Annotated in this window: 19 protein-coding genes; 18 read left to right on the top strand and 1 reads right to left on the bottom strand. The window is 70.0% G+C overall.

Translation table 11 applies throughout. The annotated features are described in order from the left end of the window. Nucleotides 1-4: 4 nt before the first annotated feature. From BM041_RS27355 to arsJ, 7 genes are all read left to right on the top strand, one after another. Nucleotides 5-925, top strand: coding sequence for a LysR family transcriptional regulator (locus BM041_RS27355; protein WP_092963100.1), 921 nt, complete (start codon nt 5-7; stop codon nt 923-925). A gap of 91 nt (nt 926-1,016) precedes the next feature. Next, nucleotides 1,017-3,059: a hydantoinase/oxoprolinase family protein gene (locus BM041_RS27350; RefSeq protein ID WP_092963099.1), complete on the top strand. Its 2,043-nt coding sequence runs from the start codon at nt 1,017-1,019 to the stop codon at nt 3,057-3,059. Between the two features lie 4 nt (nt 3,060-3,063). Beyond that, the gene (locus BM041_RS27345; RefSeq protein WP_092963098.1) at nt 3,064-5,028 is read left to right on the top strand and encodes a hydantoinase B/oxoprolinase family protein; all 1,965 of its coding nucleotides are present in this window, start codon (nt 3,064-3,066) and stop codon (nt 5,026-5,028) included. After that, nucleotides 5,028-6,368, top strand: a complete 1,341-nt coding sequence (locus tag BM041_RS27340; protein ID WP_092963097.1) for an NAD(P)/FAD-dependent oxidoreductase — start codon at nt 5,028-5,030, stop codon at nt 6,366-6,368. The genes BM041_RS27345 and BM041_RS27340 overlap by 1 nt, the downstream gene beginning before the upstream one ends. Before the next feature lie 318 nt (nt 6,369-6,686). Further along, nucleotides 6,687-7,538 (top strand): helix-turn-helix domain-containing protein, encoded by an 852-nt coding sequence (locus tag BM041_RS27335; protein ID WP_245762291.1) that lies wholly within the window; start codon nt 6,687-6,689, stop codon nt 7,536-7,538. Continuing rightward, nucleotides 7,535-8,575, top strand: a complete 1,041-nt coding sequence (locus tag BM041_RS27330) for an ArsJ-associated glyceraldehyde-3-phosphate dehydrogenase (protein ID WP_092963095.1) — start codon at nt 7,535-7,537, stop codon at nt 8,573-8,575. Before BM041_RS27335 ends, BM041_RS27330 begins: the two co-directional genes overlap by 4 nt. A gap of 22 nt (nt 8,576-8,597) precedes the next feature. Continuing rightward, nucleotides 8,598-9,818: an organoarsenical effux MFS transporter ArsJ gene (gene arsJ, locus BM041_RS27325; RefSeq protein WP_245762290.1), complete on the top strand. Its 1,221-nt coding sequence runs from the start codon at nt 8,598-8,600 to the stop codon at nt 9,816-9,818. 126 nt (nt 9,819-9,944) lie between these two features. Here arsJ and BM041_RS27320 read toward each other — a convergent pair whose 3' ends face one another. Continuing rightward, nucleotides 9,945-10,658 (bottom strand): GntR family transcriptional regulator, encoded by a 714-nt coding sequence (locus tag BM041_RS27320; protein WP_217648860.1) that lies wholly within the window; start codon nt 10,656-10,658, stop codon nt 9,945-9,947. A gap of 269 nt (nt 10,659-10,927) precedes the next feature. On the opposite strand from BM041_RS27320, the gene BM041_RS27315 reads away from it, so the two are divergent. From BM041_RS27315 to hflX, 11 genes are all read left to right on the top strand, one after another. Next, complete coding sequence (locus BM041_RS27315; RefSeq protein WP_092963093.1) at nt 10,928-11,605, top strand: polysaccharide deacetylase family protein; 678 nt, start codon at nt 10,928-10,930, stop codon at nt 11,603-11,605. A gap of 92 nt (nt 11,606-11,697) precedes the next feature. Continuing rightward, nucleotides 11,698-12,642: a dioxygenase family protein gene (locus BM041_RS27310; RefSeq protein ID WP_092963092.1), complete on the top strand. Its 945-nt coding sequence runs from the start codon at nt 11,698-11,700 to the stop codon at nt 12,640-12,642. A gap of 82 nt (nt 12,643-12,724) precedes the next feature. Continuing rightward, nucleotides 12,725-13,678: a tripartite tricarboxylate transporter substrate binding protein gene (locus tag BM041_RS27305; RefSeq protein ID WP_092963091.1), complete on the top strand. Its 954-nt coding sequence runs from the start codon at nt 12,725-12,727 to the stop codon at nt 13,676-13,678. Nucleotides 13,679-13,935: 257 nt separating this feature from the next. Then, entirely contained in the window at nt 13,936-14,652 is a 717-nt protein-coding gene (locus BM041_RS27300) for a GntR family transcriptional regulator (protein ID WP_245762289.1), read from the top strand. 32 nt (nt 14,653-14,684) lie between these two features. Continuing rightward, a complete protein-coding gene (locus tag BM041_RS27295) occupies nt 14,685-15,668 on the top strand; it encodes a TRAP transporter substrate-binding protein (RefSeq protein WP_092963089.1) in 984 nt (327 codons plus the stop codon). Nucleotides 15,669-15,729: 61 nt separating this feature from the next. Next, nucleotides 15,730-16,236, top strand: a complete 507-nt coding sequence (locus BM041_RS27290) for a TRAP transporter small permease (protein WP_092963088.1) — start codon at nt 15,730-15,732, stop codon at nt 16,234-16,236. Between the two features lies 1 nt (nt 16,237). Next, nucleotides 16,238-17,518 carry a TRAP transporter large permease gene (locus BM041_RS27285; RefSeq protein WP_092963087.1) on the top strand — a complete coding sequence of 427 codons (1,281 nt, stop codon included), beginning with the start codon at nt 16,238-16,240 and terminating at the stop codon, nt 17,516-17,518. Nucleotides 17,519-17,528: 10 nt separating this feature from the next. Continuing rightward, nucleotides 17,529-18,572 (top strand): L-idonate 5-dehydrogenase, encoded by a 1,044-nt coding sequence (locus BM041_RS27280; protein ID WP_092963086.1) that lies wholly within the window; start codon nt 17,529-17,531, stop codon nt 18,570-18,572. Nucleotides 18,573-18,586: 14 nt separating this feature from the next. Beyond that, nucleotides 18,587-19,765, top strand: coding sequence for a mannonate dehydratase (gene uxuA / locus BM041_RS27275; protein ID WP_092963085.1), 1,179 nt, complete (start codon nt 18,587-18,589; stop codon nt 19,763-19,765). Then, entirely contained in the window at nt 19,762-21,243 is a 1,482-nt protein-coding gene (locus BM041_RS27270) for a mannitol dehydrogenase family protein (RefSeq protein WP_217648859.1), read from the top strand. The genes uxuA and BM041_RS27270 overlap by 4 nt, the downstream gene beginning before the upstream one ends. 80 nt (nt 21,244-21,323) lie before the next feature. Next, complete coding sequence (gene hflX / locus BM041_RS27265) at nt 21,324-22,676, top strand: GTPase HflX (RefSeq protein WP_092963084.1); 1,353 nt, start codon at nt 21,324-21,326, stop codon at nt 22,674-22,676. Nucleotides 22,677-23,364 lie beyond the last annotated feature (688 nt).

The following is a 23,364-nucleotide window of genomic DNA, read 5'->3' as shown; positions in this document are numbered from 1 at the left end:
CCGCATGAACGCCCGCCAGATCGAGGTCTTCCGCACCATCATGCGCCTCGGCACGCTGACCGGCGCGGCGCAGGCGCTCAACGTCTCCCAGCCCGCGCTCAGCCAGCTGCTGCTGCATGCCGAGGACCGGCTCGGCTACAAGCTGTTCCGTCGCCTGCGGGGCCGCCTGGTGCCGACGCCGGAGGCCCAGCTCCTGTTCCCCGAGGCCGAGCGCCTGCACCGGGACATCGAGGGCTTCCGCCGCTTCGCGGAGGGGCTGCGGGAGGGGGAGGGGGGCTCCGTGCGCCTCGCCGCTTCCGCGCCGCCGTCGCTGTCCTTCCTGCCGCAGGCGCTGATGGCCTTTCGCGCCGGCCTGCCGGGCGTCCACCTCTCCGCCTTCGTCGTGCCGCACCAGATCGCGATGGACATGCTGGGCCGCGGCGATGCCGATCTCGGCGTCACCCTGTCGGACAAGGCCACGCCGCTGGTGCAGGCGGAGACGATCGGCCAGGCGGAGCTGGTCTGCCTTCTGCCCTCCCGTCACCGCCTGGCGCGGCGGAAGGCGCTGGGGCCGGAGGATCTGGTGGAGGAGACGCTGATCTCCTACCGCAAGGACAGCCTGCCGGGGCAGTTGCTGGACCAGGAATTCGCCCGCGCGGGCATCCCCTTCCGGCCGCAGGTGGAGATCGACGTCTCCATCATCGCGCTGTCCTTCGTGCAGCAGGGCATCGGCGTCGCGGTGGTGGATGGGCTGATCCCCTGGCTGGCGCATCCGGGCCTCGTCGTCCGGCCTTTCCGCCCGCTGGTGCGCCTGCCGATCGCGGTGCTCTGCGGCACCCGCAGGCCGCTGTCCCTGCAGCAGGAAAGGCTGCGCGCCGGGCTGCGGGATGCCTTCGGCGCCTATGCGGCGGACCCCGTCTCCCGCGGCCTGCTGACCCCCGCATAAGCCGCCCTTATCGGTCGCGGCCGAATTCCTCTTGGACAGGCCGCGCCTGCGCGGGCGTGCTGGCGCGGTTCAGGAACGGGGGTTGCGGCGCATGGGCTGGCGCATCGGTGTCGATATCGGCGGCACCTTCATCGATTTCTGCGCGCTGGATGACGCGACCGGCGCCATGCACACGCTGAAGGTGCTGACCACGCCGGATGAGCCGGGGCGGGAGGTGCTGGAAGGCGTGGGCCTGCTGCAGGCCCGCCACGGGATGGACCCCGCCAGCGTGACGGACTTCGTGCATGGCACCACGGTCGGCATCAACACCGTCATCCAGCGTAAGGGCGCGACGCTCGCCCTGCTGACCAATGCGGGGTTCGAGGATGTGGTGGAACTCGCCCGGCTGCGGATGCCGGAGATGTACAGCCTGTTCTGCGCGCGGCCCGATCCGCTGATCCCCCGCGACCTGATCTTCGGCGTGCCAGGCCGCGTGCTGGCCGATGGCACGGAGGCGGAGGCGTTGGACCCGGAGGCGGTGCGCGAGGCCGCGGGGCGCGCCCGCGCGGCCGGCGCCGCCGGGATCATCATCTCCTTCCTTCACAGCTACCGGAACCCGGGCCAGGAACAGGCGGCCAGGGCGATCATCGAGGCGGCGGAGCCGGGCCTGTTTGTCTTTTGCGGCGCGGCGATCTGGCCGGTGATCCGGGAATACGAACGCACCACCACCGCCATCCTGAACGGCTATGTCCATCCCCGCGTGGACCGCTACCTCGGCTCGCTGGAGGCGGCGCTGGCGGCGCGTGGCGTGGCGGCGACGCCGATGATCACCAAATCCAATGGCGGCATCATGCGCGCCGTGCTGGGCCGCCATGCCTGTGTGTCGATGCTGTTGTCGGGCACCGCATCGGGCGTGATGGGGGCGGCCTTCCTGGCGCGGGCAGCGGGGGTGGAGCGTGCGCTCACGCTCGACATCGGCGGCACCAGCGCCGATGTGGCGCTGATCCTGGGTGGCCAGCCGCAATTCGGCACGGGGGAGATGATCGGCGAGTTCCCGCTGCATGTGCCCTCCGTCTCCGTCTCCTCGATCGGGGAGGGCGGCGGGTCCATCGCCAGCGTCGATGGCTTCGGCATGCTGACGGTGGGGCCGGAAAGCGCGGGATCGACCCCCGGCCCGGCCTGCTACGGCCGCGGCGGCGACCGCGCCACCATCACCGATGCGCTGGCGGTCTGCGGGCTGCTCGGCCATGTGCCGCTGGCCTACAGCTCCGTCGCCATGGATCGCGGCCGCGCGACCGCGGTGGTCGCGCCGCTCGCCGCCCGTCTCGGCCGCACGGTGGAGGAGACGGCGGAGGCGATCGTCGATGTCGCCATCTCCTCCATGTTCGCGGAGGTCAACAAGCTGGTCGCGCGCTATGGCGTCGATCTGCGCGACTTCACGCTGCTGCCCTTCGGCGGCGCGGGCCCCATGCTGGGCTGCCTGCTGGCGCGCGAACTCGGCATCGCGCGCGTCCTGATCCCGCGGCGCCCTGGCGTGGTCAGCGCGCTCGGCGGCCTCATCGCCGATGCCAGGACCGATGTGGTGCGCACCCTGTTCCTGGACCTGGAGGCGGCGACCCTGCCGGCGCTCCGCGATGCCCTGGCGGCGCTGCGGGCGGAAGGGGAACGCTGGCTGCGGGAGGACCAGCGCTATGCGGGGCCGATCACGCTGCACCTGACGGCCGACATGCGCTATCGCGGCCAGTCCTTCGAGATCGAGGCCCCGCTGGAACCCGCCTGGATCGAGGCCGGTGACATCGCCGCGCTCCGTGGCGCCTTCGACCGGCAGCACCACGCCATCTATGACTTCCACGATGCGGAGGCTGCGATCCAGGTGGTGAATCTCCGCCTTGTTGTCATCGGCGCCACCACGCCGCCGTTGATGCCGGAGGAACCGCGCGTGGAGGGACCACCCGCGCCCGAACGCCTGGTACGCGCCTGGCTGGATGGCGCATGGCGGGAGGTGCCGCTGTTCCTCCGCGCCACGCTCCACCACGGCCATGCCTTCCACGGCCCGGCGATCGTCGCGCAGGAAGACAGCACCGCCATCATCCCCGCGGGCTTCGCGGCGGATGTCGATGCCCTCGGCAACCTCCACCTCTTGGCAGAGGCGTAAGGCGATGGACAAGGTCACGCTCCAGGTCTTCTCCAACCACGCGCGCGCGGCGGCGGAGAACATGGCCTATACGCTGTACCGCACCGCCCATTCGACCTTCGTGAAGGAGACGGAGGACTTCACCGTCCAGATCCTGGAACCCGGCGGGCAGGTTGCCGCCGTGCCGATGGATTTCGGCGCCACCTGGTATCCCGGCATCGATTACGGTGCGGCGATCGGCATGATCGATGGCTACGAGCCCGGCGATATCGGCTTCACCAACGACCCCTATAGCGGCTTCCTGGCGACCCATGTCCCCGACCTGCACATGTGGAAGCCGATCTTCGAGGATGGCGAGATCCTCGCCTGGGCCTGCGGCCATATCCACAACACCGACATGGGCGGCGCCGTGCCCGCCAGCCTGTCCCGGACGCTCACGGAAGTGCACCAGGAAGGCATCCGCTTCCCGCCCATGAAGATGGTGGCGCGGGGGGAGCTGAACGACCAGGCGCTGCGCATCATGCTGCTGAACGTACGCAAGCCCGAACAGAACCTCGGCGACCTCAAGGCCTTCCGGGGCGCGCTGGATACGGGCGAACGCAAGCTGCGCGCGATGATCCGCAAATTCGGCCCGGAGGGCTTCCGCCGCAACATCGCGGGGCTGCTGGATTATGCCGAGCACCAGGCGAGGGAGGCGCTGCGCTCCATCCCCGATGGCGAATACCGCTTCGCCGATTACTGCGACGAGGATGGGCCGGATGGCAACCCGGTGCGCCTGGCGCTGCGCCTGGTGATCAAGGGCGATGAGGCGATCCTGGACTTCACCGGCACGGATCCGCAGCTGACTTCGGCATTGAATGTGCCGACAGGCAGCCATCCACGGCATACCCTGCTGTTGGTCGGGGTCTATTATGTCCTCTACACGCTGAACCCGAATCTGATGCTGAATGCCGGCCTGACGCGCCCCTTCACCTGCATCGTGCCCGAGGGCACGGCCCTGAACCCGGTCTTCCCGGCCGCGGTCGGCATGCGAAGCCTGACCTGCGCGCGGCTGCGCAGCCTGATCTTCGGCGCCTTCTCCCTCGCCATGCCGGAACGCATGCCGGCGGCGCCGGCCGGCAGTTCCTCGATCCTCAATGTCATGACCACGGACAACCGCACGCGGCGCAGCGTGCTGGCGGCCATCAACCCCATCGTCGGCGGCGGCGGCGGCATGCCCACGCGCGATGGCACGAACGGCTCGGGCGCCGACAGCGCCTACCTCAAGAACACCCCGGTCGAGATCACGGAGACCGAGGTGCCGATCCGCATCCTCCGCTACGGGCTGATGCGGGATAGCGGGGGCGCGGGGCGCTGGCGCGGGGGGCTGGCGACGGCGCTGGATTTCACGGTCTTCGCGCCGAATTCCCGCGTCACCGCCCGCAACCGGGACCGCTGCCGGTTCAGGCCCTGGGGCACGCTGGGCGGCAAGGCGGGCGCGCCCTCCGACTTCGTGCTCAACCCGGGCACGCCCCGGCAGAAGGTGCTGGGGAACATCGACCTCGTCACCATGGACCCCGGCGATGTGCTGCATATCCACTCCCCCGGGGGCGGTGGCCGCGGGGACCCGCTGGAGCGGGAGGTGGATCGCGTCGCGCAGGATGTCCGCCGCGGCTACCTCTCTGCCGAGGCTGCCACGCGGGACTACGGCGTGGTGCTGCGCGACGGCGCGGTGGATGAAGCCGCGACGGCGGCGCTGCGGGGTGCGCGGCGCCGGCCCATCGTGGGCCATTTCGATTTCGGGCCGGAACGCCTGGCGCATGAGCGCATCTGGACAGATCAGGCCTATGCGGAGATGACGTCGATCATGAACGAGCTTCCCTTCCACTGGCGCTTCTTCGTCAAGACGCAGCTTTTCGCCATGCTGCGCGAACCCGCCGCGGATGGCGCCGCCGCCATCCGAAGCGCCTTCGCGCGGCTGCGCGCCACCTATCCGGGCCTCGCCGCCTGATGCCCGGCCCCCGGCTGCTGGAGACGGTGGAGAGCGACGCCACGCTGCCGGAGGCGGTGGACCTTGTCGTCATCGGTGCGGGCATGATCGGCGTCGCCGCGGCCTATGCGGCGGCGAAGGCAGGCCATTCCGTCGCCCTGCTGGAAAAAGGCGTCGTCGCCGGGGAGCAATCCAGCCGCAACTGGGGCTGGTGCCGCGTCCTGAACCGCGATGAGCGGGAGATCCCGCTCATGCAGCACAGCATGGGGCTGTGGGACAGCCTGCCGGCCGAGATCGGCGCCGATATGGGCTTCCGCCGCACCGGCCTCACCTATGTCACCAAGGATCCGGCGCAGCTCGCGGGCTGGGAGGCCTGGCTCGACATGGCCCGGCCCTACCAGCCCACCGCGCGCCTCATCGATGCGGCGGAGGCGAAGCGCCTGACGCCCGGGAATGAGCAGGATTGGATCGGCGGCGTCGTCTCCCCCCATGATGGCCGGGCGGAGCCCGCCATGGCGGCGCCGGCGCTGGCCCGCGCGGCCCGGGCGCGCGGCGTGTCCCTGCACCAGCACTGCGCGGTGCGGGGGCTCGACACCACCGGCGGGCGGATCAGCGGCGTCTTCACGGAGAAGGGGCGCATCCGCTGCCAGGCCGTGGTGCTGGCCGGTGGGGCCTGGGCCTCCATGTTCCTGCGGCGGCATGGCATCGACATGCCGCAATCCTCCGTCCACAGCACGGTCTTCGCCACCACGCCGGCGAAGCAGGTCAGCCCCGGCCCGCTGCTGACGCCCGACTTCATCCTGACGCCGCTGCTGGATGGCGGCTACCTCGTCGCCGCCAAGGCGCGGGGGCGGCTGGAGCTGACGCCCGCGGGCATCCGCTACGCCCGCCACTTCCTCCCGAGCCTGCGCGCCAACTGGAAGCTGGTGGAGCTGCGCCTGGGCCGGTCCTTCTTCGAAGGCCCCGATGCCTGGCATGGCCGCTGGTCCTTCGAGGCGCCGACGGTGTTCGAACGCATCCGCGTGCTCGACCCGGCGCCGAAGATGTCGATCATCGAGCCTTCGCTGCGCGAGATCGTGGCGGCCTATCCCGAGCTGGCCGGCATCCAGGCCGCGCGCATCTGGGCTGGCTGGATCGATTCCACGCCGGATGCGGTGCCGGTGATCAGCCCCGTGCCGGCGCTGCCGGGCCTCGTCGTGGCGGCGGGCTTCAGCGGCCATGGCTTCGGCATCGGCCCGGGCGCCGGACGCCTGGCCGCGGATCTCGCCACCGGCGCGCCCTGCATCGTGGACCCCGCGCCCTTCGCCCTGTCCCGCTTCGCGCATGGCGCACCCCGGTTCCGGACGCGGGCGGGGATCTGACCCAGGGGCGGCGTCAGAACGCCGCCGGCGGAGGGACTGCTTGAGGCTTCCGGTGGGCCGGTTTAGCCGGGCTTTTCCGCCCTGGGAACGTCTTGCGGAAGGCATGCCTGCGGCATGACGCCGCAGGTGTGGCCCTGCCGGGCACAGGGTATCCGTCGCGAAGCCTCGGCCGCTGGCACTCCCAGGCGGCTGCTCCGCCAACGCCACATCGCGCGCGCCCTCGCCGCCACGCCGTCCCGGTGGGCGCGCCGGTCGCCGTGGTGTCACGCAAGCTTCACGCCGTGACCACCATGTTTCGATCATACTGGAAACATGGAGATGGAACGCGCCGCTTCGGGCTTCATGGCGCTCGGTCAGGTGACCCGGCTTGACCTGATGCGGGTGCTGCTGGCGTCAGGGCCGTCCGGGCTCGCCGCCGGCGACATCGCCGCGCGCCTCCGCGTGCCAGCCTCGACGCTGTCCTTCCACCTGCGGGCGCTGGAGCAGGCGGGGCTGGTGGCCGCGACGCGGCTTGGCCGCAGCCTGATCTATGCGCCGCAGATCGCGGCGCTGCGCGCGCTGGTCGCCTTCCTCGCCGAGGCCTGCTGCGACGGCGAGCCGGATCGCTGCGGCGATCTCAACCGTCTGTTCGACACCACAAGGGAGACCGGCCGCATGCAGCCGCCCGTGTTCAACGTGCTGTTCCTGTGTACCCGCAACGCCGCCCGTTCCATCCTGGCGGAGGCGATCCTGGGCCGCCTCGGGCAGGGGCGCTTCCGCGCCTTTAGCGCCGGCTCGGCACCCGCCGGGGAGGGGCCTCTGCCGGAGGTGCTGCAGCAGTTGAAGGCGCTGGGCCATGACGTGTCCACGCTGCGGTCGAAATCCTGGGACGAGTTCACCGGCCCCGGCGCGCCGCGCATGGATTTCGTCGTGGCCCTCTGTGACACGCTGGCCGGCCAGGTCTGCCCCGATTTCGGGGAGACGGTGATCACCGCCGCCTGGCCGCTGCCCGACCCCGCCAAGTTCAGCGGCAGCCCGCCGGAACGGGCGACGTTGTTGAACGAGCTCTATGCCGCGCTGCATCGGCGCCTCGGCATTCTCACCAGCCTGCCCTTCGGCGCGCTGGACCGGATGGCGCTGAAGGCGCGCCTGGATGAACTGGCGCAGCCCGGTGCGGTGGCGCGGGCATGAGGGTCGGCATCTCCGGCATGGGCCGCATCGGGCGGCTCGCGCTGCGCGCCGCGATGGGCGCGGCGGAACGTCAGGAAGATGACCCGCGTCGGGGCAACCGGCTTGATGTCGTCCACTTGAACGAGATCAAGGGCGGCGCCGCGGCAAGCGCCCATCTGCTGGCATTCGACAGCGTGCAGGGCCGCTGGCGCGCGCCGATCGCGGTGGAAGGCGACGCCATCCGCATCGGCGACCGGCGCCTTGGTTTCTCCGAATACGCGAAGCCCGCGGAGATTCCCTGGGGCGATCTCGGCGTCGATCTCGTGCTGGAATGCACGGGCAGGTTCCTGGACCCGGAGACGATCGGCGGACATCTCAAGCGCGGTGCGAAGCGGGTGATCGTGGCGGCGCCCGTGAAGATGGACAGCGTGCTGAACGTCGTGGTCGGCGTGAACCACCAGCTCTACGATCCGGCGCGCCATCCCATCGTCACGGCGGCGTCCTGCACCACCAACTGCCTCGCCCCCGTGGTGAAGGTGGTGCATGAGGCCATCGGCATCCGGCATGGCCAGATCACGACCATCCATGACCCCACCAACACCAATGTCGTGGTCGATGCGCCCCACAAGGATCTGCGCCGGGCGCGCTCCGCGATGCTGTCCCTGCAACCCACGACGACGGGCAGCGCGACGGCCATCGCACTGATCTATCCGGAACTGAAGGGCAAGCTGAACGGCCACGCCGTCCGCGCCCCGGTGCTGAACGCGTCACTCACCGATTGCGTCTTCGAGATGAAGCGGGAGACGAGTGCCGAGGAGGTCAACGCCCTGTTCCGGGAGGCCGCCACCGGGCCACTCGCCGGCATCCTGGGGTACGAAGCCCGGCCGCTGGTCAGCGCCGATTATGCCCGCGACACCCGCAGTGCCATCGTCGACGCACCGAGCACGCTCGTTACCGACGGCACGCTGCTCAAGGTCTATGCCTGGTACGATAATGAGATGGGGTATGCCTGCCGCATGGTCGACCTGGCCTGCCACATGGCAGAGACCGGGATCTGACGCGGTGGGGAGCCATGCTTCCGTGGCCGCCGCGTCCGGCGCGCGCAACTACGCCATCGTCACGGCCGCCTATTGGGGCTTCACGCTGACGGATGGCGCGCTGCGCATGCTGGTGCTGCTGCACTTCTTCCGGCTGGGCTATTCGCCCTTCACGCTGGCCTTCCTGTTCCTGCTCTATGAAGCCGCGGGCATCGGCGCCAACCTGATCGGCGGCTGGCTGGCGACCCGGTTCGGCATCGCGCGGATGCTGGCGGTGGGGCTGGCCACCCAGATCATCGGCTTTCTGATGCTGTCTGCGATGTCGCCGGACTGGGCGGCGGCGGTCTCGGTCGCCTGGGTCGTGGTGGCGCAGGGTGTCTGCGGCGTCGCCAAGGACCTGACCAAGACGGCCAGCAAATCGGCCATCAAGCTGACCTCGGGCGATGCGCCAGGGCGGCTGTTCCGGTGGGTGGCGTTCTTCACGGGCAGCAAGAACGCAATGAAGGGCGTCGGCTTCTTCCTCGGGGGATTGCTGCTGGAGGTGCTGGGTTTCCGCGGCGCCCTCTGGGTCATGGCGGCGGGCCTTGCGCTGATCCTGGCCGGTGTCCTGCTCGCGCTGCCGCCGCTGATGGGCAAGGCGAAGGCCTCGACGTCGGTGCGCGCGTTGTTCGCCCGGAATCGCGGGGTGAACCTGCTGGCCGCCGCGCGAATCTTCCTGTTCGGGGCGCGGGACGTCTGGCTCGTGGTGGGGCTGCCGGTCTTCCTCTACGCCGCCGGCTGGACCTTCACGATGGTGGGCGGGTTTCTCGCGCTCTGGACCATCGGCTACGGGATCATGCAGGCGGCTGCCCCGGCGCTCGTGCGCCGCAGTGCTGACGGCCTGTCGACCGAGGTGCCGGCGGCGCGGCTATGGTCACTGCTGCTCGCGCTGGTGCCGCTGGCGCTGACGGGCGCCCTGCTGGCCGGCGTCACGGCGCCGGCGCTGGTGGTGGTCGCCGGGCTTGCGCTGTTCGGCTTCGTCTTCGCGGTGAATTCCTCCCTCCATTCCTACCTGGTGCTGGCCTATGCGGGGTCGGAGAAGGCGGCGGAGGATGTCGGCTTCTACTACGCTGCCAATGCGACGGGCCGCTTCGGCGGCATTCTGCTGTCGGGGCTCCTGTACGGGTCTGGCGGCCTGCCCGCCTGCCTCGCCGGTTCCGCCGCGATGCTCGCGGCGTGCTGGGCCGTCACGCTGGGTCTGCCGACCACGCGGCCGGCATCCTGAGGCGCGCTGCCCGGCGGGCGGGGAGGGGGGGCGATCGTCGCGGCGCCTGACGAGGGGCTTTCGGGGCCGAGCGCAGGGCCGCCGCAGTGTGACGGCCTCCGGCCGATGGTGGCGTTGGAAGCCCGGCTATTCAGCCGCCAGCGCCGCGCGACGCTCCAGCGCCAGGCGCACGAATTCGCCGGTGCTGGCGAGGTGCTGCGCCAGCAGGGTGGCGGCGCGGTCCGCATGCCGGTCCAGCGCCGCCTCGGCGATGGCGGCATGCTCGACGGCCACGTCGCGGCCGGGATAGGCGACGGCATTCGCCAGGGCGCGATAGCGGTCCGCTTCCTCCCGCAGCTTTTGGCAGAAGGCCAGCAGCGGCGGCGCGTCGCAGGCGGAGAGGAGCACGGCGTGGAAGGTGCGATGCGCAACCTCCCAGGCCGGGTTGGGCACGAACCGATCGGCCTCCAGGGAGCGTGGCAGGCGCAACAGCCGGCGTTCCGCCGCGGCCACCGCATCTTCCCAGGCGGCGTCGCCATGGGCGATCGCTTCGCGCAGGGCGGTGGCCTCCACCAGGCAGCGCGTGCGGATGAGGCCGGTGAACTCCGCCGGATCGGCATCGGCGACGCGGAAGCCGCGCTGTTCGATGCGCCGGGCCAGGCCCTCCGCGGCCAGCTGGGCGAGCGCTTCGCGCAGTGGCGCCTGGCCTGCGCCATAGGCCGACGACAATTGCTGCACCTTCAGCCGCACCCCCGGTGAGAGACGGCCTTCGAGGATGTCGGAACGCAAGCGTCGATAGACGGCCGTCGCCTGCGTGTCGGGCGAGGCTGGGCGGTCGGTATCGGCGGCCATCGTGGTCATGGTCCGCGCACCATGGCGTGCCCATCCCGGCTCGACAAGTCGGTGAAACGAGCCTATCGATGGTTTTGTCGGGAAAACAGGCCCGGCTGGGAAGGGGCGGCATGGGCGACTGGTCGCGCGGGCAGGGGGCAGGCACGGGCTTTGAAGGCCGGCTGTGCATCGCCGTTCCGCCGGTCGCCGCCCGGTTCGCGATTGCCAGGGGGACATGTCGCGTGGGCCATGCTGGAGCCCTGTCGCCTTTCGCCCGGGTGGATGAGGCCTAGGGCCCCATGGCCGGACCGGAAGTCACCCTCAGTTTCGACAACGGGCCGGAGCCCGAGGCCACGCCCGAGGTCCTCGATGTGCTGCGCCATCGTGGCGTGCGCGCCACTTTCTTCGTCATCGGCCAGAAGCTGCACGACCCCGCCCGGCGCGCGCTGGCCGAGCGTGCGCGGGACGAGGGCCACTGGATCGGCAACCACACCTGGACCCATGCCGGGCCCCTGGGTGACCGGCAGGACGCGGGCCATGCCGAGGCGGAGATCGGGCGCACGGAGGCGGAACTCGGGCCGCTGTCGCACCCCGACCGGCTCTTCCGGCCAGTGGGGGGCGGTGGCCGGCTGGGGCCGCATCTGTTGAGCGAAGCGGCGCGGGACCTGCTGATCGCCCGTGGAAACACCGTCGTCACCTGGAGTGTGGTGCCCGGCGATTGGCGCGATCCGGATGGCTGGCCGGAGGCGGCGATGGCGGGATGCCTGCCGGCGCCGCGGCCCGTCCTGGTGCTGCACGACCTGCCGAATGGTGCAATGCGACACCTTGACGCTTTCCTGGGGCGCCTGCGCGATGCCGGCGCCACCTTCCGCCAGGATTTTCCCGACTCGTGCCTGCCGATGCGGCGCGGCACGCCGGGACCCGCACTCGGCGGCTATGTGAACCTAGCCCAGCCGACACCGGCCCGAATGGGCTGACACCAGGCTGCCGCCATGCGATGCACGCGGCGGATGCCTGGACCAGAAGGCCAATTTCCGCGCCGCCCCGGCGCAGGCGACAGGAGGAAGCAGTGCAGGATCTCAACGTCAATGACGTGACCGACGCGGTCATCGAGCAGATGGCGACGACACCCGATCCCCGGCTGAAGGAGATCATGGAGGCCGCGGTGCGGCACCTTCATGCCTTCGCGCGCGAAGTGAACCTGACGCCGGATGAGTGGCTGAAGGGCATCGCCTTCATGACGGCGGTCGGCCAAGCCTGCACGCCCTACCGGCAGGAATTCATCCTTCTGTCGGACGTGATCGGCCTGTCGCGCCTGGTGAACGTGATGCACGATGCCGGTGGCCGCGAAGCGGCGGGCACCGAGACCAGCCTGCTCGGCCCCTTCTTCCGCGAGAGCGCGCCCAAGATCCCGCTCGGCGGCACGCTGGCCAATGTGTCCAAGGGATCGGACATCATCATCTACGGGCAGGTGACGGATTCGGACGGCAAGCCGGTGCCCCACGCCGTGATGGATGTGTGGCAGACCAATGAGGACGGCCACTACGACCTGCAGGCCTATGACCCGACGATGATGGACATGCGCGGCCAGTTGCAGTGCGACGAGGAAGGCCGCTTCCATTTCCGGACCTTCCGGCCGCTCGGCTACTCCATCCCGATGGATGGCCCGGTCGGCGATCTGGTGAAGCGCCAGGCGCGGCACGGCTTCCGCCCCGCCCATATCCACACCCTGATCGCCGCCCCCGGCTATCGCGAACTGGTGACGGCGCTGTATTTCGCCGACGACAAGCATGTCGACAGCGACACCGTCTTCGGCGTGTCGAAGTCGCTGGTCATCATGCCGTCGCTCGATCTGCCGGATGCGCCGGTGAAGGGCGTCCCCAGCATCCGCTACGACTTCACCATGTCGCGGGATGTGGACGGCACCGGCGGCCGGGTGGGCTCTGACCCCTCGAAGCTGGTGCCGGCGGGGCGCGTGGGGTCCGACCCGTCCAAGCTGATGCCGACCGGCTGAGGCAGGCCCATCCTTCCCGGCGGCGTGGAAGCGCCGCCGGTCCGACGTCCGAGATCGCCCAACCACAGGGAAACAAGCAGATATGCTGACCCGTCGAAGCCTGGCCGCCGCTGCGGCCGCCCTCGCGCTGCCCGCGGTGGCGCGCGCCCAGGAAGCCTACCCCAGCCGCCCCGTCCAGATCGTCATCCCCTATCCCCCGGGCAATGCGATCGACCTGCTGGTGCGCGCCCTGGCCGCGGCCATGCAGCCGCATCTCGGCCAGTCCGCCGTGGTGCTGAACCGCGATGGCGCGGCCGGTGCCGTCGGCTCGGCCTCCGTCGCGCGGTCGACGGCGGATGGCTATACGCTGCTCTTCGTGCCGGCTCTCGTCGCCTCCGTATTGCCGGTCATCCAGGCGCAGTCGGGGCTGCAGCGCAATTCCTTCCGCCCGATCTGCCAGGTGTTCAGCAACTCCATGGCGCTGGTCGTCAGGCCGGACAGCCCGTTCCGCACGCTGCGCGACGTGCAGGCGGCGGCGCGGGCACGACCGAGCCAGATCACCTATGGCACGCTCGGCGTCACCTCCATCCCCCATCTCGCGATGGTGCAATGGGCGCAGGCCGCCAGTGTGGACGTGGAGCACGTGCCCTTCCGCGCCGATGCCTCGGTGATAACGGAAGTGCTGGCCGGTAGGCTCGATATCGGCTCGATCGTGCTGGGTTCGGCCGCCGGGCGGAACGATGTGCGCATCCTTGCCGTGTTCGACGCGCAGCGCCATCCCGACTTCCCGGATGCGGCGACCGCGATGGAGCAGGGCTTCGACGTGGCGCCGGCCAGCTTCGGCGGCCTCTTCGCGCCCACGGGCACGCCCGATGAGCGCATCGCGCGGATCGAGGCGGCCTGCGCCGCCGCGGCGCAGACCGAGAGCTATCGCAGCGCCGCGCGCAATGCCTCGCAGCCCGCCAACTTCTTCCTGAACGCGGCCGACTTCAACCGCCGCCTCCAGCAGGACATCGAGCAGAAGGCGGTGCTGCTGCGCGGCATCACGGTGCAGTAGAACCGGCAGGCCGGGCCGCGCCGCCCGATCCTGGCGGTGCGGGCCGGCCCTTTCGTCGAACGCCGGCGTGGTGGCCTGCGGGACGCCGCGCCGGACGCCGAATGGCCTTGCGCATCGCTGCCATACTGCCATACTAGAATGGTGAAGGCTGCCAGAGGGCAGCCCCGGAGGGAATGCGCCATGCGACAACGGGAGGTTTTCCCCGTCCCAGCCTGCCTCCGTCGGGCAGGCCCGGCCGCGGGTGGGGCTTGCTGCCCGTGACCGACCTGGCGCACGGCATCGACCCCCAGGAGGCCATCGCGCCCCAGGTCATGCGCGCGCTGCGGGAGGCGATCGTCAGGACGGACCTGCCGCCCGGCACCCTGATCTCCGAGGCGGATATCGCCCGCCGCTTCGGCGTCAGCCGCCAGCCCGTGCGGGAGGCCTTCATCAAGCTGCAGGAAGCGGGGCTGGTGGGCATCCGGCCGCAGCGCGGCACCCAGGTGCTGCGCATCTCGATGGAGGAGGTGGTCAACGCCCGCTTCGTGCGCGAGGCGGTCGAGGCCGCGGTGGTGCATGAGGCGGCCGAGACGCGCCCGGCCGGGCTCGCGGCGCGCCTGGCGGCCCTGATCGCGGAGCAGGAGAAGGCGGCCGAAGCCGGGGATGGCGTCGGCTTCCTGCGGCTGGACGAGGCCTTCCATCGCGGCCTGGCGCAAGGCATCGGGCGCGATTTCGCCTGGAGCGTGCTGGAGGGGATCAAGGCGCAGATGGATCGCGTCCGCTTCCTGTCCTTCGAAGGGGCGACGCCGATGGCCGACATCATCGGCCAGCACCGCGCCATCGTCGGCGCCATCGCCGCGGGTGACGCCCCCGCCGCCGAGGCCGCGATGCGGCGACACCTGCGGGAGATCCTGTCGAGCCTGCCGAAGATCGCCGAAGCCCACCCCGACTACTTCGTGCCGCGCGACGACCGTGCGGCGCGCACCGCCGCCTGACGCCGCGCGGCATCAACCCGGAGGGAACCATCATGAATCGCAGGACACTCATCGCGGCCACCGCGGCAGCACTGGCGGCGCCTGGCCTCGCCAGCCCCGGCTTCGCGCAGGGGCGCGTGACGCTGCGTCTCGGCCACCTGGCCAATGACCAGAATGTCTGGCACCGCGCCTGCCTGCACCTGGCGGAGCAGGCGCGGGCGCTGTCGAACGGCAGGATCGACGTCCAGGTCTTCCCGAACGAGACGCTGGGCCGCGAGATGGATGTCATCAACGGCATGCAGCTCGGCACCGCCGACATGACCATCACGGGGGAGAGCCTGCAGAACTGGGCGCCGCTGGCCTCCCTTCTCGCCGTGCCCTACGCCGTCACGTCGATCCAGCAGATGGATGTGGTGGCGGCCGGCCCGATCGGGCAGCAGATCAACGCCGAGATCGTCTCCCGCGCCCGCGTCCGGCCGCTGGGCTATTTCGCCCGCGGGCCGCGCAACCTGACCGCCAACCGCGCCATTCGCACGCCGGAGGAACTCAACGGCCTCAGGCTGCGCGTGCCGAATGTGCCGGTCTTCGTCGCGGTCTGGCAGGCGCTGGGGGCGCGCCCGACACCGATGGCCTTCGGCGAGGTCTTCACCTCGCTCCAGAACGGCACGATCGACGGGCAGGAGAATCCGCTGGCCCTGATCCGCGGCGCCAACTTCAACGAGGTGCAGCGCTTCGTGAATCGCACGGAGCATGTGTGGAGCTGGATCTACGTGGCCATCAGCGAACGCCGCTGGCAGGGGCTTTCCGCCGCGGACCGCGACATCGTCGCCGAGGCGGTGCGCCGCGCGCAGGCCTTCGAGCGCACGCTGTTCGTCGAGGATGAGCGCAGCCTGGAGGCCGATCTGAAGGCGAAGGGAATGACCTTCGTCGATAGCGACCAGGCCGCCTTTGCCGCCAGGGCACGCCCGGCCGCCATCGGCAGCGTGCGGGCGGAGGCCCGGCCGCTGCTTGAGCAGATCATGGCCATCCGGGCCTGATCGCCTTCCACCCTGACCCACTCTCCCGTGCCATGGCGCGGGAGAGGCGCGGAGGCAGCCCATGATCCTGACATCGCTTGATCGCTTTCACCGGGTCCTCAGGCTCCTGGTCGGCCTGTGCTTCAGCGTTCTGCTGGTGGCGGTGGTGCTGCAGGTCATCTCCCGCCTGCTGTTGCCCAACCCGCCGATCTGGACGGAGGAACTGTCGCGCTTCGCACTGCTGTTCTGCGCCGCCTTCGGGATCGGCCTCGCCCTTCGTTCGGGCGATCTGGTGGGCGTCGACTTGCTGACCATGCTGCTGCCGAAGCGCGCGAAGATCGTGGTGGAGGTCGCGTCCTGCCTCGTCATGGTGGGCTTCGGCCTGATGCTGCTGTCGCCCTCCTGGTCCTTCGTCGATATCGGGTCGCTGCAGACCTCTCCGGCGCTGCTGTGGAACATGTTCTGGGTGCACCTGTCGGTGCTGATCGCGCCCGTGGCGCTGATCGTGGCGGCGGTGGAGCGGATGCTGCGCGTGCTGGCGGGCCTGGCGCCCGAGGTGCGGCAGGACAATGGGCTGGAGGCGCATTGAGATGGACCCGTTGATCCTGCTGGGGGTCGCCTTCCTGGCCGCGCTGCTGGCCGGCATGCCGGTGGCGGTGGTGCTCGGCTTCTCCTCCCTGGTCTATCTGCTGGCCGGCGACATCCCGCTGGAGGTCATCCCGCAGAAGATGTTCTCGGGCATGGACAGCTTCGTGCTGCTGTCCATCCCCGCCTTCGTCCTGGCCGGCAACCTGATGAATGGCGGCGGCATCACCGACCGCATCCTGCGCTTCTCCAACAGCTTCGTCGGGCATTTCCGCGGCGGCCTGGCGCAGACCAACATCGTTGGGTCCATGATCTTCGCCGGCATTTCCGGCACCGCGGCCGCGGACGCGGCCAGCCAGGGGGCGGTGCTGATCCCCGGCATGAAGCGCGTGGGCTACACCGTGCCCTATGCTGCGGCCGTGACCGCGGCCTCCGCCGTCGTGGGGCCGATCATTCCGCCTTCCGTGCCGATGATCATCGTGGGTTCCCTTACCGGCATCTCGGTCGGGCAGATGTTCCTGGCCGGGGCGATTCCCGGCATCCTCCTCGGCCTCGGCATGATGGTGCCGGCCTATATCCTGGCCGTGAAATACAACCATCCGCGGGAGCCCTGGCGCGGCTGGGGCGAGGTCTGGCTGTCCGGCAAGGATGCCGTCTGGGCCATGGGCATGATGATGCTGGTGCTGTTCGGCATCGTCGGTGGCTTCTTCACGCCGACCGAAGCCGCCGTCATCGCCGTGCTCTATGCCGCCGTGGTCGGGCTGTTCATCTATCGAGAACTCGGCTGGCGGGACCTGCCGAAGCTCATCATCGACAGCGCGATTTCCGGCGCTGCCATCATGGTGCTGGTGGGCTTCGCCAATGTCTTCGGCTGGATCCTGGCCGCCGAGCGTGTGCCGCAGGCGCTGATCGGGGTGATGACGTCCATCTCCACCGAGAAATGGGCCGTCATGCTGATGATGAACATCCTGCTCATCATCGTCGGCATGTTCATGGAAACCATCGCCGCGCTGATCATCCTCTTCCCGCCGCTGCTCGCGGTGGCGATCCAGGTGGGGATCGACCCCATCCATTTCGCCACCTTCGCGGTGCTCAACCTGATGATCGGCCTCGCGACGCCGCCGGTGGGCGTCTGCCTGTTCATCTGCGCCAGCATAGGCCGCATCTCGCTGTGGGAGATCACGGTCGCCATCTGGCCCTTTCTTCTGTCAAACTTGGTGGTGCTGGCGCTGGTGACGGCGATCCCCGAGATCTCGCTGTGGCTGCCGCGCCTGTTCTACAATTGAGGACCCTGCGATGACGACGACCGAAGCCTGCGTGCTGCACGCCCAGCGCGATTTGCGCGTGGAGGCGGTTGAACTGGCTGCGCCGGGGCCGGGGGAGGTGCTGCTCGACATCGGCGCCGGCGGCATCTGCGGGTCGGACCTGCACTACTTCCTCGATGGCGGCTTCGGGACGGTGCGGGTGCGACAGCCGATCATCCTCGGGCATGAGGTGGCGGGCACGATCGCCGCGCTCGGCGCGGGGGTGGAAGGGCTGCGGGAGGGGGACCGCGTGGCGGTCAGCCCGTCCAACCCCTGTGGTGAATGCGAGTACTGCGCGCGCGCCGAGCCGCAGCATTGCCTGGAGATGCGGTTCTGGGGCAGCGCGATGCGGATGCCCCATGTCCAGGGTGGGTTCCGCCGCCGCCTGGTCGCCTTCGCGCGGCAATGCGTGAAGGTGGGCGACACCGTCTCCATCGGGGAGGCGGCGATGAGCGAGCCGCTGGCGGTCGCGCTGCATGCCGTGGCGCAGGCCGGGGAGGTGCGCGGCAAGCGTGTGCTCGTCACCGGCTTCGGGCCGATCGGCGGCGTGGTCCTGCTGGCGCTTCGTCATGCCGGCGCTGGCGAGGTGACGGTGACGGAGGTTGTCGACGAACCGCTTTCCCTGGCCCGGCAGCTCGGCGCCGCCAGGGCGGTGAATGTCGCCGCGGACAAGGATGCGCTGGCGGCGGAGGAGGCGGCCAAGGGCCGCTTCGACATCGCCTTCGAATGCAGCGGCAACCCCCGCGCCCTGGCCCAGGCCATCGCCTGCGTCCGGCCGCGCGGCACCATCGTGCAGGTCGGCGTCGGCGGCGCCTTCGACGTGCCGATGAACGTGGTGGTCGCGAAGGAACTCCGCCTGGTCGGCACCTTCCGCTTCCACCCGGAATTCGAGGTCGCGGCCCGCCTGATCGGCACGCGGGAGATCGATGTGCGCCCGCTGATCACCGAGACGCGCCCGCTGGCCGAGGCCGTGGCGGCCTTCGAACTCGCCGCGGACCGCCGCCGGTCCATGAAGGTGCAGTTGAGCTTCGCCTGAGGAGGGCGCCGATCATGGAAGAGACCTGGCGCTGGTTCGGACCGCTGGACGACATCCGGCTGGAGGAGATCCGCCAGACCGGCGCGACCGGCATCGTCACCGCACTGCACGAGATCCCCTATGGCGAGGTGTGGCCAGAGGAAGCGATCCGTGCGCGCCAGGCGATGATCGCGGCCGCCGGGCTTCGCTGGTCCGTCGTGGAAAGCCTGCCGGTGCATGAGGATGTGAAGCGCGGCAGCGGCGACCTTGGCCGCATCTTCGCGAATTACCGGGAATCGCTGCGCAACCTGGGTCGCTGCGGCATCCGCACGGTCTGCTACAACTTCATGCCGGTGGTGGACTGGACGCGCACGGACCTCGCCTACCCCATGCCGACCGGTGCCGTGGCTTTGCGCTTCGACGCCGTGCGCCAGGCGGCCTTCGATGTGCTGATGCTGCGGCGCCCGGGCGCGGAGGCGGACCACCCCCCCGCCGTCATCGCCGTCGCGCGGGACTGGCTGGCCCGTGCCGGGGATGCCGAGCAGGCCACGCTGCTGAACGCCATCATGGCCGGGCTGCCGGGGGCCTATGACCGCTACGATATTCCTGGCATGCGCCGGATGCTGGAGAGCTATCGCGGCATCGATGCGGCGGCGCTGAAGTCCCACTTGGCGCGCTTCCTCCGGGAAGTGGTGCCGGTGGCGGAGGAGGCGGGGATCGCACTCTGCATGCATCCCGATGATCCGCCCCGGCCGATCTTCGGGCTGCCGCGCATCGTGTCCAACCGCCAGGATTTGGCGGATCTGGTGGCCATGGTGCCGTCCCGGGCGAATGGCATCACCTTCTGCACCGGCTCCCTGGGGGCCGGGGTCGCGAACGACGTGCCGGCAATGGCGCGCGAATTCGCGCCGCACACCGCCTTCCTGCATCTGCGCAACGTGACGAAGGAAGCGGATGGGTCCTTCCATGAGGCGGATCATCTGGGGGGCGATGTCGACATGCCGGCCGTGATCGCGGCCTTCCTGGAGGAAGCGGCGCGACGTCGGGCGGCGGGGCGCGGCGATGCCGACCTGCCCTTCCGGCCCGACCATGGGCATGTGCTGCTCTCCGATGCCGGGCGGCGCACGCATCCCGGCTACACGCTGATCGGCCGCCTGCGCGGCCTCGCGGAGCTTCGGGGCGTGATCGCGGGCCTGGGCTACCGCGCCGCATGATGCCGCGCCTGTCCGATGCGGTGCTGGCCGCCCTGCCCGAATCCGTCGCGCGGCCTCGCTATGATCGTGCCGGCATCCGGCCCGGCATCCTGCATCTGGGGCTCGGTGCCTTCCACCGCGCGCACCAGGCGGTGATGACGGAAGCCGTCCTGAACGCGGGCGCGCGCGACTGGGGCATCGTGGCGGCCAGCCTGCGCAGCGCGGAGACGCGGGACGCGCTCGCGCCCCAGGATGGCCTCTACACCGTGGCGACGCGGGAGGATGAGCGGGAGGCGTTGCAGGTCGTCGGCGCGCTCCGCGGCCTGATTGTCGCGCCGGAAGACCCGGGAGCCTTGCTGCAGGCCATGGTCGATCCCGGCATCCGCATCGTCAGCCTGACGGTGACGGAAAAGGGATATTGCCACGACCCGTCGACGGGTTCGCTGGACGAGGCGCAAGCGGACATCAGGCATGACCTTCTCCACCCGACCGCGCCGCGATCGGCGCCGGGCATCCTCGTGGAAGCCTTGCGGCGGCGGCGCGCCGAGGGGATCCCGCCCTTCACGGTTCTCTGCTGCGACAATCTGCCGGCGAATGGCGAGACAGTTCGCCGCGTCGTGACCCGGCTCTGCGCCCTGCGCGATCCCGGGCTCGGGACCTGGATCGGGGACGCGGTCGCCTTTCCTTCCACGATGGTCGACCGCATCGTGCCGGCGACCACGGCGGAGGATCGCGCGCGCATCGCGGCGGCGCTGGGCGCCGAGGATGCCTGGCCGGTGGTGGGGGAGGGGTTCAGCCAATGGGTGATCGAGGATCACTTCCCCCTCGGCCGGCCCGACTGGGCGATCGCCGGCGCCCAGTTCGCGCGGGATGTCGCGCCGTTCGAGTTGATGAAGCTGCGAATGCTCAACGGCGCCCATTCGGCGCTGGCCTATCTCGGCTACCTCGCCGGGCATGAGACGGTGGCGGAGGCGGCGAGCGACCCGGTCTTCGCACGCTACCTGGCGATGCTGTGGGACGAGATCGCACCCAGCGTGCCGGCGCCGCCTGGTGTGGTGCTGGCCGATCATGCAGGGAGGCTGCTGGCCCGGTTCCGGAACCGGGCCCTGCGGCACCGGACCTGGCAGATCGCCATGGACGGGTCGCAGAAGCTGCCCCAGCGTCTGCTCGGCCCGCTGCGCCACGCCCTTGCGGAAGGCCGGCCGGCCCCCTGCCTCATCATCGCCGTGGCCGGCTGGATGCGCTACGTGATGGGCATCGATGAGCGCGGAGCGCCGATCGACCTGCGTGACCCGATGCTGCCGGCCTTGCGTGCCGCCAGCGCCGCCGGCCTGGATCAGCCCCAGGACGTCGCCAGGCGCTTGCTGGACCTCACCGGTATCTTCGGTTCGGACGTGGCCGGCCACCCGGCGCTGGCGGTCGACATCGGGAATGCCCTGGCCCTGCTGGTCCGCGATGGCGCGCGGCAGGCCCTGTCCGGACTGACCGCCACGCGCTGAAGGCGGGGCGCGGCCGGTCGTTGGGGAGGAGTGCCGGCGCCGGGATCATCCATCCGGCCGATCCGTGCTAGGCTTCGCCCATGGACACCAAGCCCCCGACCCCGCGCGCCGTTCTTGTCGGCATCCAGACACCGGAGGTGGACGATGTCGCCCATGCCGGCAGCCTCGAGGAGTTGGGGCGGCTGGTGAAGACGCTGGGCTACGAGGTCATCGGCAGCGTGTCTCAGCGGCGGGAGGGCACCGGCGCGGCCGCGGTGCTCGGGAGCGGCAAGCTGGCCGAACTGGCGGCCATCACCGGGGGGACCGGCGAAGTCGCCAGCATGGCCGTGCGGCCGAAATCCAAGGCGCGGCAGCGCTTCGAGGAGGCGGGCGGGGCGCCGGCACGAGAGGAGGCCGCCGGCGATGCGGCGCCAAGGCCTGAGTTCGTGATCGTCGACCATGAACTGTCCCCCAGCCAGATCCGCAACCTGGAGCGGGCCACCGGTGCCCAGGTGCTCGACCGGACCGGCGTGATCGTCGAGATCTTCCACCGCCATGCGAATACGCGGGAAGCGAAGCTCCAGGTCGAGATGGCGCGCCTGAAATACGTGGCACCGCGGCTGCGTGAATCCTCGGGCGGCGGCGGGCGGCAGCAGGGGCCGGGCGCTGGCGAAAGCACGCTCGACCTTGATCGGCGCAAGATCCGGGATCGGCTGGCCGAGCTGAAGGGCCAGTTGGAGGCGGTGCAGCGAGACAGCGACAACCGGCGCGCCGCCCGGCGTGACCAGCTGCGCGTTGCCCTGGTCGGTTATACGAATGCGGGAAAATCTTCCTTGATGCGTGCCCTGACAGGCAGCGAGGTGCTGGTACAGGACAAGCTCTTCGCGACACTCGATACGACGGTCCGCGTCCTTCAACCCGAAACGCGGCCGCGGGTGCTGGTGTCCGACACGGTGGGTTTCATCAAGCAACTGCCGCACGACCTGGTCGCGTCCTTCCGCTCCACTTTGGCGGAGGCGCTGGAAGCATCCCTTCTTCTTTATGTCGTCGATGCATCGGACCCGACTGCTGACGCGCAATTGGATGTCAGCCGGAGCGTGCTGCGGGAGATCGGCGCCGACGCGGTTCCATCCCGCCTCATCCTGAACAAGGTGGACCGGTTGGACGCCGCGGCCCGGGCCGCCTTGTCCGAGCGCTACCCCGACGCGATCCAGCTTTCAGCGCATCGGCCGGAGGACGTCAGCGGCCTGCGGCTGTCGATCATCGCCTTCTTCGAAGCCGCGATGGTCGAGGAGGTCCTGGTAGTCCCCTATGCCAGGCAGGCTTTGATCGGCGAGGTGTATGAGAGCGCCAGGGTCCTGTCGGAGGATTACGACGAGACCGGACGCGTCCTGCGCGTCCGGGGCCTGCCGGGGGCCATTCAGCGGCTTCGTCAGAGCTTGGCAGCGACTTGAGAGCGGGAGCCGTCGGCATTCCCTGATCTGGCAGGTATGTGCCGGTGATGCGTGGCCGGCCGGCTGCCTGGGTAGTGCGCGTGCCCGTCCGCTTGGGCAGAACGTCCCGGCCACTGCCATGGCGCCGTCGCGCCAGCTGATGCGCGGTCTGGCCGCAACGCCGCTGGCATCAGTATCCCGCGCGATTTCTGTGGATAAGTCGGCGGGTTGGCGAGGGGAGGGGCCTGCCGCGATGCCTCATTTGCATGGCGAGGCCAGGAGTTCTGTGGGTTTGGCAGGTCTTTGGGCGCAATGTCCGGCCAGTTTGACAGTTTGGGGTGTGGCGGATAGAAAGCGCCCACCGACGACGAGGTGGCCTTGAAGACCGGCGGAACTTCCGCTAGCTTCTCTGGCCCGCCCCGGAGGCGGTTTCGAGACAGGCAGGACCTGGTGCCCTGAGAGGGGATCGGGTTCGGGTTTGTCTCGGTTGTTCATTCAAGCTGTGTATCTGTTGAGGGAAGATAGTATGGTTGCCTTTTGGCTTCCTGCTGCTTCTGCTTTGTGTCGCGAGAGCGGTGCGGGGTGGTGGTGGAACGGGGGGAAGGGTGGCCGGATGGAAGTTTATGGTCAGTGTATGAGTTGGGCGGGTAAGGATCGCTGGATGCGGTAGGGCTGAGATGCCTTGCTGTGTTGAGTGGTTGATGAACCT

It is taken from the genome of Falsiroseomonas stagni DSM 19981 (assembly GCF_900114315.1).
GTDB classification, from domain to species: Bacteria; Pseudomonadota; Alphaproteobacteria; order Acetobacterales; family Acetobacteraceae; genus Falsiroseomonas; species Falsiroseomonas stagni.
This window is presented reverse-complemented; position numbering and strand designations above follow the sequence as displayed.